Here is a 12,982-nt window from a genome sequence, read left to right on the forward strand (position 1 = left end):
TCTTTTCTTTACAATCTTTCTAACCAAGTGTTTATTTTTATTGTTTGAATAAATACCATAATTTAATCCTGATTTGTTTACATTCGTATATAGACCTTAATAAAGCTGGTTATTCATGAAACTCAGATTATACATATTCTTAGCTTTTTGTATTGGATATCTTTCGGCAATTCCATCTTTGGCCACCCATATTCGGGCAGGTGAGATTACCGCAGAAAGGGTTTCCACACAAACTTTGACCTATCGGATTACAGTTGTGGGATATACGGACACACGCTCCAATGTAATATTTGGCCCAGGTGACATTGATTTTGGAGATGGAAGAGAGGTCCGTCTTAATACAGAAAGTGATTTTGTATTGGTGGAAGCATTGGGCAATCAGGTTGAAAAAAACACTTTTGTGATCACCCATACTTATCAAGGTCCGGGGCAATATGTTATCCGTTTCAGGGAATTCAATAGAAATGCAGCCACCTTGAATATGAATAACTCGGTTGACACCCCTTTTTATGTGGAGACAATGATCACCATCGACCCATTTATTGGGATAAATAATTCTCCTATTTTGACTATTCCACCAGTTGACAATGGGGGTGTTAATGTCCGGTATATACATAACCCGGGGGCTTTTGATCCGGACGGGGACAGTTTAGCTTACTTTTTCGATGAATTGACTGTTAGACCCAAACAGGGGTTTCAACGGTTTGTGAATAATTACAGAAGTCCGGCTTCTGGCGAGTTCAGTTTCAACAGGGAAGATGGTAGCCCTAACCCATTCATCTCTATGGACCCGGTCACTGGAGACCTGATTTGGGATGCACCCGGCCTCGCAGGACAATATAACATTGCATTTCAGATTCAAGAGTGGAGAAAAATAGGAGGCCAATATCAAATGATTGGCTATGTGGTCAGGGACATGCAGATCATCATCGAAAACACCAATAACCGAAGACCTGAACTGATTCTCCCACCTGATCTTTGTGTCGTAGCCGGAACAAGAATTGAGGAAATCATTCAAGGCTCAGACCCTGATGGGGACCCTATTAGGATAGAAGTTTTCGGAGAACCTATTGAAATTACCTCTTCCCCCGCTACCTATTCTCCTGTTTCTGTTTTCCAGCCCAGTCCTGGAATTATAAATTTTAATTGGCAGACTATATGTAGTCATGTTAGGGAAAGAGAATACCAAGTTAGGATCAGAATTGCCGACCAGCCCCGCTCGGGACCTTCTTTGGTGGATATCCGAACCTGGAACATCAAAGTGGTGGGACCGCCCCCCGTTTTTGATGACATAGAACAACAACAAGGCAGAGCAGCAAAATTGTCATGGGAACCCTATGCTTGTGGAAGTACTGCCGAAACCATGCAAATCTGGAGAAGACTGAATTCAAACCCCTATGAACCGGATTCTTGTGAAACAGGAATAAGGGCAGGTTATGAATTAATTGGTACCACCAATATGAATATTTTTGAGTTTTTAGATAACAATAATGGTGAAGGTCTTGCCCCTGGTAATACCTATTGCTATCGATTAGTGGCTGCTTACCCTCCCCCAAGATTGGGAGAAAGTATTGTTTCTGAAGAAATCTGTATCACAGTGGATGTAGATGTACCCCTGATTACCAATGTGAGTGTGGAAGCCACTGACCAGAACAATGGGGAAATCTTTATTCGATGGACTCCACCTTATGATATAGACCGTACCCAGTTCCCAGGTCCATTCACGTATGAGCTCTTTAGAAATACAGGGTTAACAGGAAATCAGAATAGGGTGTCTGTCATCACCACTTCCGATACCACCTTTACTGATACTGGACTGAACACCGAAAATTTGGTTTACAATTACAAGGTAATCCTCAGGGAAAATAATACCCTGATAGACAGTTCTAGCGCTGCTTCTTCTGTACGCTTATCCCCTACCATCATCAATGAGGCCATCGAATTGAACTGGACTTTCAATGTGCCTTGGAACAATTCAGTATCGCAATTTAAACACGAAGTGTATAGAAACAGGACTGATCCGGATGCACAGGATGCTGATAATTTCGTTTTGATTGCTGAAGTAGACCCTACCACAAATGGCTTTACATATTTTGATGATGGAAGCCATAACGGAATCAGCTTAAAAAAGGACATAGAATATTGCTACTATGTGGTAACCAAAGGCGTTTATAATGTAGATATGATTGAACTTCCTTTGGAAAATAAATCACAGATCATTTGCGCAAGACCCGATGATGACAGACTTCCCTGTCCTCCTGTACTGACATTTGAAGGACCGGATTGTGCAGAATATTTGGACGATAAGGTTTGTGGGTTCAGTAATTTTGTTCATGAATTAAGCTGGGCACCGAACTTCTCAGGGACTTGCGACGATGAACTGAGTGCATACAGGCTTTACTTCTCTGCAAACGGCCCAGAGGCACAGTTCAACCTTGTAGGTACTTACTCTTCTTTTGAGCTTCAGGCAAGAATAACCAATTTGCCAAATTACAGGGGCTGCTATTACATCACCGCGGTAGACCGCTCCGGTAATGAAAGTGAACCGAGCAATATCGTCTGCGTGGATAATTGTCCGAATTACGATCTTCCCAATGCATTTACACCAAACGGCGATGGAATCAATGACACCTTTATGGCATTTGACAATCCTTTTGCCAGGTGCCCAAGATTTGTGCTTGGAGTTGAAATTTTCATAGTCAACCGATGGGGAGTTGAAGTATTCCAGTACAACAGCTTAACTTCTAATGAAAACGATATTTACATTAGATGGAACGGTAGGGATAAAAATGGCAATGAACTTCCAGCCGGCACCTATTTCTACACCGCCACAGTTAAATTTGATGCATTTGATCCGGCCCTTCAGGAAAAGAAACTAAAAGGCACTGTTCAAATCATCCGATGAGGATTCATGATAAATTTGACATAGTTCTTTTCGACGGCGTATGCAATTTATGCAATAACGCCGTCGATTTTATTATCAAAAGGGACAAGAACAACGCATTTAAATTCGCTGCACTTCAGGACAAAGCAGTTAAAAGTTTATTTGACTCCTTTCAAATTAAACAAGATTACCTGGATTCCCTTATTCTGATCCGACAGGATAAAGTTTATTACCGAAGTAGGGCAGCCTTAGAAATTTCGAAAAAGCTAAGTGGATTATGGCCTTTGCTCTATGGTTTTATCATCATTCCAGCTTTTTTAAGGGACCCCATTTATGATTGGATTGCCAAGAACCGATACAAATGGTTCGGTAAAAAAGATACTTGCAGAATCCCAACCAAAAAAGAGTTGGATAAATTTCTAACAGATAAGGATTTTATTTAATCTTGCTCCTTCGGTCATGTATAGGCCCTTGAAGAATCCGGATTTTATTTTTTTGGTATATTTGCAGCTTCAAAAAAACAAACTCTATGAAAGCATATGTTTTTCCGGGCCAGGGCGCTCAATTTTCAGGAATGGGAAAAGACCTATATGAAAATAATGCCGAAGCCAGGGCCCTATTTGAAAAAGCCAATGAAATTTTAGGATTCAGGATTTCAGATATTATGTTTGAAGGCACTGAAGAGGAATTGAAGCAGACTAAAGTTACCCAACCTGCAATTTTCCTTCACTCTGTAATCTTGGCCAAAACATCTCCCGAATTCAATCCGGATATGGTAGCGGGCCACTCTCTTGGCGAATTTTCAGCTTTGGTGGCCAATGGGACACTTGCCTTTGAGGATGGTTTGAAATTGGTTTATCAAAGGGCATTGGCCATGCAGGAAGCCTGTGAAATCAATCCCTCTGGAATGGCTGCAATTTTGGGTTTGGAAGATGAAAAAGTAGAAGAAATTTGTGCCTCTATTACCAGCGAAACCGTTGTGCCTGCCAATTACAATTGTCCTGGCCAATTAGTAATTTCCGGTACCAATAAAGGGATAGAAATTGCCTGCGAAAAAATGAAAGAAGCAGGAGCCAAAAGAGCCCTTCCCTTACCTGTAGGAGGAGCGTTTCATTCCCCATTGATGGAACCCGCCCGAGAAAAACTTCAAAAAGCTATTGAAAATACTGTTTTTTATACACCATCCTGTCCTGTATACCAAAATGTAAGTACCAAAGGAGTGCGTGAGGTAGAAGAAATTAAGAAAAACCTCATTGCACAATTGACTGCTCCTGTAAAATGGACGCAATCTGTACAGCAAATGGTAGCAGATGGCGCCACTCATTTTATTGAATGTGGTCCGGGGAAAGTGTTGCAGGGATTGGTTAAAAAAATCCATAAAGAAGCTGAAGTGTCCAGCATATAATAATTAGCCCGGTAATTCCGGGCTTTTTTTAAATGTGGACACTTTTGAAGCGTCCTTACAATTCGCCAACAATTGGCGTATTTCAATTTTTTCTTTGGGGTGAATAAATTCAGGCATCACCTCATTCAAAGGCTCCAGAACAAATCTCCTTCTGGCAATAAAGGGATGGGGAATAACCAGATTTTCAGTTTCTAAACAAAGATTCCCATAGAAAAGCAAATCTATGTCCATGGTCCTATCGCCCCATTTGATTGCCCTTTTTCTTTCAAGCCGATTCTCTATACCTTGAATAATTTCCAAAACTTTAAAAGGATCAAATGAACTTTGGAAAACAAGGACCTGGTTCAAGTAATCCGCTGAGGATTTTCCGCCCCAGGCTTCTGTCTCATAAACGGAGGAGGCAGCAATTGTTGGACCGAATACTTCCTCCATCATTATTTTAGCGCTTTTTATCAATGAAAACCTGTTTCCCAAATTTCCTCCGATGATAAAAACTAATTTTTCCATTTTTAAGTTAAATGAAGCAGATCAAACTTAAACAAAAAAGCCTTATTTTAGCCCAACAAATATTCAAGAATATGAAATTTCTAGGTAATGTTTTAGCCGTAATTGTCGGACTTTTGATTTTCTCGGTGATTAGTTTTTTCTTCTTTGCAGGATTGATCGCTGTCATTTCTTCTTCAGAAGAAGAGGTCAAAATCAAGGAAAATACAGTTCTTGTGCTCAACCTTGAAGGAAGAGTTTTGGCAGAAAGAAGCAATGAGGATGACCCGGATTTTTCTTCTTTTGGATTAATCAGCACGGTACCTTCAATTGGTTTGACCAGTTTAAAAAATGCCATCAGAACCGCGAAAGAAAATGACAATATAAAGGGTATTTTCTTAAAAGCAGGAACGCTCATGGCAGGACAGGCGGGAATAAAGGAATTGAGGGATGAACTCTTATCTTTCAAGGAATCCGGTAAATTTATAATTAGCTATGGTGAACTCTATACCGAGAATGGTTATTACCTAAGCACTGCCGCAGATGAAATCTATGTCAATCCCTCAGGCATGATGGAGTTTAATGGATTAGCATCAGAAATCTTATTTTTCAAAGGGCTTTTTCAAAAATTAGAGGTGGAGCCTGAAATTTTCAGGGTTGGAGATTTTAAAAGTGCTGTAGAGCCTTTCATGCTGGACAAAATGAGTGAAGAAAACAGGTTACAGACTGAATCCTTTCTGACAGATTTGAATGCTTTCATGCTAAATGAGATTTCCGAAAGTAGAGGAATAAACTATAACAGGCTGAAAGAAATCAATGCCCAGATGCTTGTCAGAAGAATGAAAGATGCTGAAGAATTAAAATTGATTGATGGTTTGTGGTATGAAGACCAGGTAATTGATTTAATGAAGCAGAAACTGGGTTTAGAAAAAGAGGATAAAATCAATACCATCAATGTTTCCCGAATCAATAAAGCTGTCAAGCCAAAAAGCAGAAGCTCGAAAAACCGAATCGCGGTAATCGTGGCAGAGGGAGAAATTATGGGGGGCAATGCTGATAACTTAATTAGCTCTGAGCGCTTTAAGGAAGAAATCCGCAAAGCCAGAAAAAATGATAATGTAAAAGCCATAGTATTAAGGGTTAATTCTCCGGGAGGATCGGCCTTGGCTTCAGAAGTTATCTGGAGAGAATTGGAAGAAGCCAGAAAAGAAAAACCGGTGATTGCTTCTATGGGTGAAGTTGCAGCCTCAGGAGGTTACTACATTGCAGCGGCCTCAGATACCATCGTTGCCCAGCCAAATACCATCACAGGTTCGATAGGCATATTCGCTTTATGGTTCAACGCCAAAGGACTTTTGAACAATAAATTGGGAATTACAACCGATGTTGTTAAAACAGGTGAGTTTTCTGATTTCCTCAGCCCAACAAGAAGAGTTACTGATGCAGAAAAAGAGATTTTTCAGAAACAAATAGAAGATGGCTATGACATTTTCCTTAGCAGGGTAGCACAGGGAAGAGAAATGGATAAAGAAGACGTGATGAAAGTGGCCTCAGGTAGGGTGTGGACAGGAAACCAGGCTTTGGAAAATGGACTGGTGGATGTTTTGGGTGGTTTGGATGAAGCCATAAAAATTGCAGCCACCAAAGCCGGAGTAGCGGATGATTATCGGGTGGTTTATTATCCGGAAATGAAATCTTGGTTTGAGAGATTTATAAGTCAGATTTCCAATGATGTCCAGGCTTACTACCAACAGAAAAAACTGGGGAATTTTTATCCCATTTATAAGCAGATTGAGGATCTCCATAAATATGAAGGCATTATGGTCAGGATGCCATTTGATTACCATATCCAATAAAAAAAGGAGCTTTTCGCTCCTTTTTTACTTTTGTAACAAAACCTTCCAGGCAGTATCCAAATCACCTTTCTCCAGGAATTCTTTGGCATATTGATGCAAGTGATCGATAAAACTTTCCTTATCGTTAATAAACCTTTTCTGCATTTCCTTAATTGCAGGATCATGAGAAAAAGCTTCAACCTCTTCCTTTGTTGGTAGTTTTTCCACATTTCCCAACCTGCCAAGATTATTGCCCGTCAGTACAAGGCTTTTCTTAACTACATCGGGTATTTGGTCCACCCCAATACCTTTATTTTTCACTGGCTTTGGAACTTCAAATAGTGCAGATCCACTGGCCCGACAATACCAATCACCTCCCATTCTGGCAACTGCATCGAGTTTATTTGGGTCAATTTTCCCTTGCTCATCAAAAATTTCATCTTTAAAGTGAGCCAATAAAACTTCGCATAACACTAAATTTCCGGCCCCTCCTTCTTTGCCCAAAGGAATTACCTGCAGCACTTTACACTCAAAAGCTGCCGGAGATTCTTTAACCCTGGGAGGTTTGACTTTGACGGAAGGTACTGGGGTCAACCCTGATTTTAAAAACTCATTGATCCCTTTTTCATATTCTGTACTGGCAAGGGACATTTGTTCCACCATTTCAAAATTGACAATATTGATCACTACTTCAGGAACTTCCAAAACATTGTCCAAACTGTGCTTGGTTGTATTGTCCCTCACCCTTCTGGCAGGAGAGAAAATAAGTATGGGAGGATTGGAACTGAATACATTAAAAAAAGAAAAAGGGCTTAAATTTACATTGCCTGCTTCATCAATGGTACTGGCAAAAGCAATGGGCCTTGGGGCTATCGCTCCCAATAATAGGCCATGCAGCTGAGCTGTTTCAATCTCTTTTGGGTCTACAGTCTTCATTCAAAACTTTTATGTTGTTAACAAAAGCTTTACCTGAACGGTTGCTTTCACGTCATTCTATTTTGCTAAATTATAAAACAAAACAAGAAAGACCCATGAAGACAGATATTTTCCTAAAAGTACGCACCATTTTCATTTTTGTATTGCTTTGCACCCTCCTACCCTTTTCTATCCAGGCCCAAACATTGAATATTGCGACTTATAATATAAGATTTGATAATCCCAATGACATAGGAAACCTTTGGAAAGACAGGGCACCACACCTTATCAATCAGATAAAATTTCACCAAATGGATATCATTGGGACCCAAGAAGGGCTATTTCACCAATTGGAAGAAATGAAAGATGTGCTTTCATTCCCTTATATAGGCCTTGGTAGAGACAAAGGTGGAAATGAAGGAGAATTCAGTGCAGTATTTTATAATCCTGAAAAATTGATTTATCTCGAAGGGAACACGTTTTGGCTTTCTGAAACGCCAGGTCAGCCTAGCAAAGGTTGGGATGCCGCGTTGAACAGGGTATGTACATGGGGAAAATTCAGGACAAAAAAAGGTAAAAAAGAATTTTACGTTTTCAATATCCATTATGACCATATTGGACAAAAAGCAAGGGAAGAAAGCAGCAGACTGGTTCTTACTAAAATCAAAGAAATCAATAGCAAGAATTTACCTGTGATATTTATGGGGGATTTCAATGTAACACCGGACAACCCTGCTTACCGTCATATTATAGAATCTTCGGATTTCAAAGACAGTAGATTAATCAGCCAATTGCCGTCTATTGGAAATCAAGGAACATTTAATGGTTTCAACTGGGAAAAACTTCCGGAAGGAATAATTGACCACATTTTTGTCAGTCCTAAAATTAAGGTGAATCGCCATGGGATATTAACAGACAATTATGGTTTAAAATACCCATCCGACCATTTTCCTGTCATGGCAGAGATTTCTTGGTAAGTTAGTTGCAATCCCTAAACCACAAATTGTTTAGTTGCATTTTAGGAACCACAACTTGTCCCGAATTTTGGAAACAGTGCAAAAGCAAACAAAAAATCCACCCTGACCTGTCCTTCCGACATCCGCCTTCCGACTTCCCCCTTTTCCCTGTCTCTTGTGTCTTGAGTCTTGAATCTTGAATCTAATCTCCCGCTTCTCTCCTCTATCTTCTCCCATAAACGCCAAAAGCCTTCCAGTTTCCTGAAAGGCTTTTAAATAATGTGGCGGCGATCCCGCTTCCCGGGACAGGCTCTACTCTCCTGGGTGTAACCCCTTCCGTATTGTGCGGAAAACACAAAAGCCTCCCAGTTTCCTGAAAGGCTTTTAAATAATGTGGCGGCGATCCCGCTTCCCGGGACAGGCTCTACTCTCCCGGGTGTAACCCCTTCCCTATTGTGCGGAAAACACAAAAGCCTCCCAGTTTCCTGAAAGGCTTTTAAATAATGTGGCGGCGATTCCGGTTCCCGGGACAGGCTCTACTCTCCCGGGTGTAACCCCTTCCCTATTGTGCGCAAAACACAAAAGCCTTCCAGTTTCCTGAAAGGCTTTTAAATAATGTGGCGGCGATCCCGGTTCCCGGGACAGGCTCTACTCTCCCGGGTGCAACCCCTTCCGTATTGTGCGCAAAACACAAAAGCCTTCCAGTTTCCTGAAAGGCTTTTAAATAATGTGGCGGCGATCCCGGTTCCCGGGACAGGCTCTACCCTCCCGGGTGCAACCCCTTCCGTATTGTGCGCAAAACACAAAAGCCTTCCAGTTTCCTGAAAGGCTTTTAAATAATGTGGCGGCGATCCCGCTTCCCGGGACAGGCTCTACTCTCCCGGGTGTAACCCCTTCCGTTTTGGATAGAAAACACAAAAGCCAGCATTGCTGCTGGCTTTTAATAATGTGGCGGCGACCTACTCTCCCGGGTGTAACCCCAGTACCATCGGCGCTGCAGGGCTTAACTTCTCTGTTCGGGATGGGAAGAGGTGGGACCCCTGCGCTGGGCCGCCTATGCTTTTAGATATAAGACCGAAGACACAAGACATAAGACTTAGCTCTGTCTGGCTTCCGGTCCATATATTCAATATCTTAAGTTCTGTTGACGTGCACCGAGTCCCAAGTCTTGTATCTTGTGTCTTGTGTCTCACGTCTAAAATGATCATGTCTCGCGGAAAATGCAACAGGCAGACTTCAGTAAGCTTTCGGGCTATTAGTACTGCTCGGCTTTGTCATTACTGACTTTACACCTGCAGCCTATCAACGTCATCGTCTCTGACGGCCCTGTTCGGAAGTCTCATCTCGGAGGGAGTTTCGCACTTAGATGCTTTCAGCGCTTATCTCTTCCCGACGTAGCTACCCGGCAGTGCAGTTGGCACCACAACCGGTACACCAGCGGTCAGTCCAACCCGGTCCTCTCGTACTAAGGTCAGGTCTCCTCAAACTTCCCACGCCCGCAACAGATAGGGACCGAACTGTCTCACGACGTTCTGAACCCAGCTCGCGTGCCACTTTAATGGGCGAACAGCCCAACCCTTGGGACCTTCTCCAGCCCCAGGATGTGACGAGCCGACATCGAGGTGCCAAACCTCCCCGTCGATATGAGCTCTTGGGGGAGATCAGCCTGTTATCCCCAGAGTACCTTTTATCCTTTGAGCGACGGCCTTTCCATTCAGTACCGCCGGATCACTATACCCGTGTTTCCACCCTGTTCGGCTTGTCGGCCTCACAGTCAAGCCCCCTTATGCTATTGCACTCCGCGCACGGTTACCAAGCGTGCTGAGGGAACCTTTGGAAGCCTCCGTTATCCTTTTGGAGGCGACCACCCCAGTCAAACTACCCACCAAGCAATGTCTCCCAATCACGTTGGGATTAGATACCAGGCAAACAAAGGGCGGTATTTCAACAGCGGCTCCACCGTGCCTGGCGACACAGTCTCACAGCCTCCCGCCTATCCTACACATCGTTTACCCGATACCAATGCTAAGCTGCAGTAAAGGTTCATGGGGTCTTTCCGTCCCGTTGCGGGTACACGGCATCTTCACCGTGACTACAATTTCACCGAGCTCATGGCTGAGACAGCGCCCAGATCGTTACACCATTCGTGCAGGTCGGAACTTACCCGACAAGGAATTTCGCTACCTTAGGACCGTTATAGTTACGGCCGCCGTTTACCGGGGCTTCAATTCAATGCTTCTCTTGCGATAACATCCCCTCTTAACCTTCCGGCACCGGGCAGGTGTCAGGCCTTATACATATTCTTTCGAATTCGCAAAGCCATGTGTTTTTGCTAAACAGTCGCCTGGGCCTTTTCACTGCGGCCCCCCTTGTGGGGGGCGCCCCTTCTCCCGAAGTTACAGGGCAATTTTGCCGAGTTCCTTAGCCATGACTCACTCGAGCACCTCAGGATCCTCTCCTTGACCACCTGTGTCGGTTTGCGGTACGGGCGCACATACGCTTATCGCCAGAAGTTTTTCTTGGAAGCCCTTAGGGACTCTGTCCGCTCCCCCGTAGGGTCGCGGTACTGTCAGGTTCGGCTAAAGCTGCGCATTTTACTACAGCTCCATTACCTACACCCTTTAACGCGGTATTCCGTCACCGCGCGGTCCTTTCATCACTCCGTCACTCCGTCACCTGTATGTGCGGTATGGGAATATTAACCCATTTGCCATCGGAATCCCCTAACGGGTTATCCTTAGGTCCCGACTGACCCTGATCCGATTAACGTTGATCAGGAAACCTTGGTCTATCGGTGTGGGGGTTTCACGCCCCCATTATCGTTACTTATGCCTACATTTGCTTTTCCAAACGCTCCAGCGCACATCGCCATGCGCATTCACCGCCGTTTGGAATGCTCCCCTACCACACAGACTGATGTCTGTATCCTACGCTTCGGTATTACACTTGATGCCCGTTTATTATCGACGCCCTGCCGCTCGACCAGTGAGCTGTTACGCACTCTTTAAAGGAATAGCTGCTTCCAAGCTAACCTCCTGGCTGTCTCTGCAGCTGGACCACCTTTGTTCAACTTAGTGTAAATTTCGGGACCTTAGCGGTAGGTCCGGGTTCTTTCCCTCTCGGACTCGGACCTTAGCACCCAAGCCCTCACTGCCGTTACAGTATCGACGCATTCGGAGTTCGTCAGGATTTGGTAGGATGTGACTCCCCCTAGTCCTATCGGTAGCTCTACCTCATCGATACTTTCCACGACGCTGTTCCTAAAAACATTTCGGGGAGTACGAGCTATTTCTCAGTTTGATTGGCCTTTCACCCCTACCCACAGCTCATCCGGAAGCTTTTCAACGCTTATCGGTTCGGCCCTCCAGTACGTGTTACCGCACCTTCAGCCTGGCCATGGGTAGATCACAAAGTTTCGCGTCTGCCGCCACTGACTCAACGCCCTGTTCAGACTCGCTTTCGCTCCGGCTGCGGACCTTAAGCCCTTAACCTCGCCAGTGACGCGCAACTCGTAGGCTCATTATGCAAAAGGCACGCCGTCATCCCGAAGTATCGGGACTCCGACCGCTTGTAAGCGCACGGTTTCAGGTTCTCTTTCACCCCGTTATTCACGGTACTTTTCACCTTTCCCTCACGGTACTTGTACACTATCGGTCTCCATGTAGTATTTAGCCTTACCGGATGGTGCCGGCAAATTCAACCGGGATTTCCCCTGTCCCGGCCTACTCAGGATTCCCGCCAACATGTTCATGCTTCCCTTACGGGGCCCTCACCCTCTACGGCCGCACTTCCCAGTACGTTCAGGTCACATTCACATATCTTGCGCAGGTCCTATAACCCCGTACGTGCCGTAACACGCGCGGTTTGGGCTGCTCCGCTTTCGCTCGCCACTACTCACGGAATCACTCTTGTTTTCTATTCCTCTGCCTACTTAGATGTTTCAGTTCGGCAGGTTCGCCTTCCTTGCGGAATACCACTCACGTGGTGGGTTGCCCCATTCGGAAATCTGTGGATCGCCCCCCCTTGCAGGTCCCCACAGCTTATCGCAGCTTGGCACGTCCTTCTTCGCCTCATGGAGCCCAGGCATCCCCCGTGCGCCCTTGTTCACTTACTCTTCACATATGCCCCCCTTTTGCAAAGGACATATGCAGTCTTAAGACAGGTTATCACCCGTCCTGTTGCATTCTCCGCTCAACATGTCAAAGAACTTTGTCCCAACATTTTGGAACCAGGTGGAGGATAACGGATTCGAACCGTTGACCCCCTGCGTGCAAGGCAGGTGCTCTAGCCAGCTGAGCTAATCCCCCATAAATTTTAATATAAAGTGGGCCTGCGTGGACTCGAACCACGGACCTCTACATTATCAGTGTAGCGCTCTAACCACCTGAGCTACAAGCCCTTTATATTAATGAAATACTTAAATTTTGAAAGAGAATACGAAAACGACACACCTGTCGTCTTTCCAGAAAGGAGGTGTTCCAGCCGCACCTTCCGGTACGGCTAC

Annotated in this window: 7 protein-coding genes, 2 tRNA genes and 3 rRNA genes (1 of these 12 running past the window's edge); 5 read left to right on the plus strand and 7 right to left on the minus strand. The window is 44.4% G+C overall.

Annotation, left to right across the window (positions count from 1 at the left end; translation table 11 throughout):
* The first annotated feature begins 115 nt into the window (after window positions 1-115).
* The 3 genes from BC751_RS19775 (at window position 116) to fabD (ending at window position 4,289) form a co-directional block, all read left to right on the plus strand.
* On the plus strand, window positions 116-2,905 hold the full coding sequence (locus BC751_RS19775; protein ID WP_130277121.1) for a T9SS type B sorting domain-containing protein: 2,790 nt from the start codon (window positions 116-118) through the stop codon (window positions 2,903-2,905).
* Window positions 2,902-3,327 (plus strand): thiol-disulfide oxidoreductase DCC family protein, encoded by a 426-nt coding sequence (locus BC751_RS19780; protein ID WP_130277122.1) that lies wholly within the window; start codon window positions 2,902-2,904, stop codon window positions 3,325-3,327. The genes BC751_RS19775 and BC751_RS19780 overlap by 4 nt, the downstream gene beginning before the upstream one ends.
* 86 nt (window positions 3,328-3,413) lie before the next feature.
* Entirely contained in the window at window positions 3,414-4,289 is an 876-nt protein-coding gene (fabD, locus tag BC751_RS19785; protein WP_130277123.1) for an ACP S-malonyltransferase, read from the plus strand.
* A 3-nt stretch (window positions 4,290-4,292) separates the two neighbouring features.
* On the opposite strand, the gene folK is transcribed toward fabD, so the two are convergent.
* A complete protein-coding gene (folK, locus tag BC751_RS19790; RefSeq protein ID WP_130277124.1) occupies window positions 4,293-4,796 on the minus strand; it encodes a 2-amino-4-hydroxy-6-hydroxymethyldihydropteridine diphosphokinase in 504 nt (167 codons plus the stop codon).
* 71 nt (window positions 4,797-4,867) lie between these two features.
* Here folK and sppA point away from each other — a divergent pair, with 71 nt between their 5' ends.
* Window positions 4,868-6,628, plus strand: a complete 1,761-nt coding sequence (gene sppA / locus BC751_RS19795) for a signal peptide peptidase SppA (protein ID WP_130277125.1) — start codon at window positions 4,868-4,870, stop codon at window positions 6,626-6,628.
* Window positions 6,629-6,652: 24 nt separating this feature from the next.
* Here the strand turns inward: sppA and BC751_RS19800 are convergent, their stop codons facing one another.
* The gene (locus BC751_RS19800) at window positions 6,653-7,543 is read right to left on the minus strand and encodes a flavin reductase family protein (RefSeq protein WP_130277126.1); all 891 of its coding nucleotides are present in this window, start codon (window positions 7,541-7,543) and stop codon (window positions 6,653-6,655) included.
* Between the two features lie 95 nt (window positions 7,544-7,638).
* Between BC751_RS19800 and BC751_RS19805 the strand changes: the two genes are divergently transcribed.
* Window positions 7,639-8,499: an endonuclease/exonuclease/phosphatase family protein gene (locus BC751_RS19805; RefSeq protein WP_130277127.1), complete on the plus strand. Its 861-nt coding sequence runs from the start codon at window positions 7,639-7,641 to the stop codon at window positions 8,497-8,499.
* Between the two features lie 925 nt (window positions 8,500-9,424).
* On the opposite strand, the gene rrf is transcribed toward BC751_RS19805, so the two are convergent.
* The 5 genes from rrf to BC751_RS19830 form a co-directional block, all read right to left on the minus strand.
* A 5S ribosomal RNA gene (gene rrf, locus BC751_RS19810) occupies window positions 9,425-9,536 on the minus strand.
* Window positions 9,537-9,713: 177 nt separating this feature from the next.
* Window positions 9,714-12,592 (minus strand): 23S ribosomal RNA (locus tag BC751_RS19815).
* A 119-nt stretch (window positions 12,593-12,711) separates the two neighbouring features.
* Window positions 12,712-12,785: transfer RNA gene (locus tag BC751_RS19820), tRNA-Ala, on the minus strand.
* A gap of 18 nt (window positions 12,786-12,803) precedes the next feature.
* A tRNA-Ile gene (locus BC751_RS19825) sits at window positions 12,804-12,877 on the minus strand.
* A gap of 67 nt (window positions 12,878-12,944) precedes the next feature.
* Window positions 12,945-12,982, minus strand: a 16S ribosomal RNA gene (locus BC751_RS19830); it runs 1,484 nt beyond the window's last position.
* Together the 16S, 23S and 5S rRNA genes with 2 tRNA genes alongside form the textbook arrangement of a ribosomal RNA operon.

Origin of the sequence: Cecembia calidifontis (genome assembly GCF_004216715.1) — a bacterium.
GTDB classification, from domain to species: domain Bacteria; phylum Bacteroidota; class Bacteroidia; order Cytophagales; family Cyclobacteriaceae; genus Cecembia_A; species Cecembia_A calidifontis.

Coding starts and splice junctions, on each gene's coding strand:
- BC751_RS19775 (WP_130277121.1), top strand. CDS start 116: ATGAAACTCAGATTATACATATTCTTAGCTTTTTGTATTGGATATCTT.
- BC751_RS19780 (WP_130277122.1), top strand. CDS start 2,902: ATGAGGATTCATGATAAATTTGACATAGTTCTTTTCGACGGCGTATGC.
- fabD (WP_130277123.1), top strand. CDS start 3,414: ATGAAAGCATATGTTTTTCCGGGCCAGGGCGCTCAATTTTCAGGAATG.
- folK (WP_130277124.1), bottom strand. CDS start 4,796: ATGGAAAAATTAGTTTTTATCATCGGAGGAAATTTGGGAAACAGGTTT.
- sppA (WP_130277125.1), top strand. CDS start 4,868: ATGAAATTTCTAGGTAATGTTTTAGCCGTAATTGTCGGACTTTTGATT.
- BC751_RS19800 (WP_130277126.1), bottom strand. CDS start 7,543: ATGAAGACTGTAGACCCAAAAGAGATTGAAACAGCTCAGCTGCATGGC.
- BC751_RS19805 (WP_130277127.1), top strand. CDS start 7,639: ATGAAGACAGATATTTTCCTAAAAGTACGCACCATTTTCATTTTTGTA.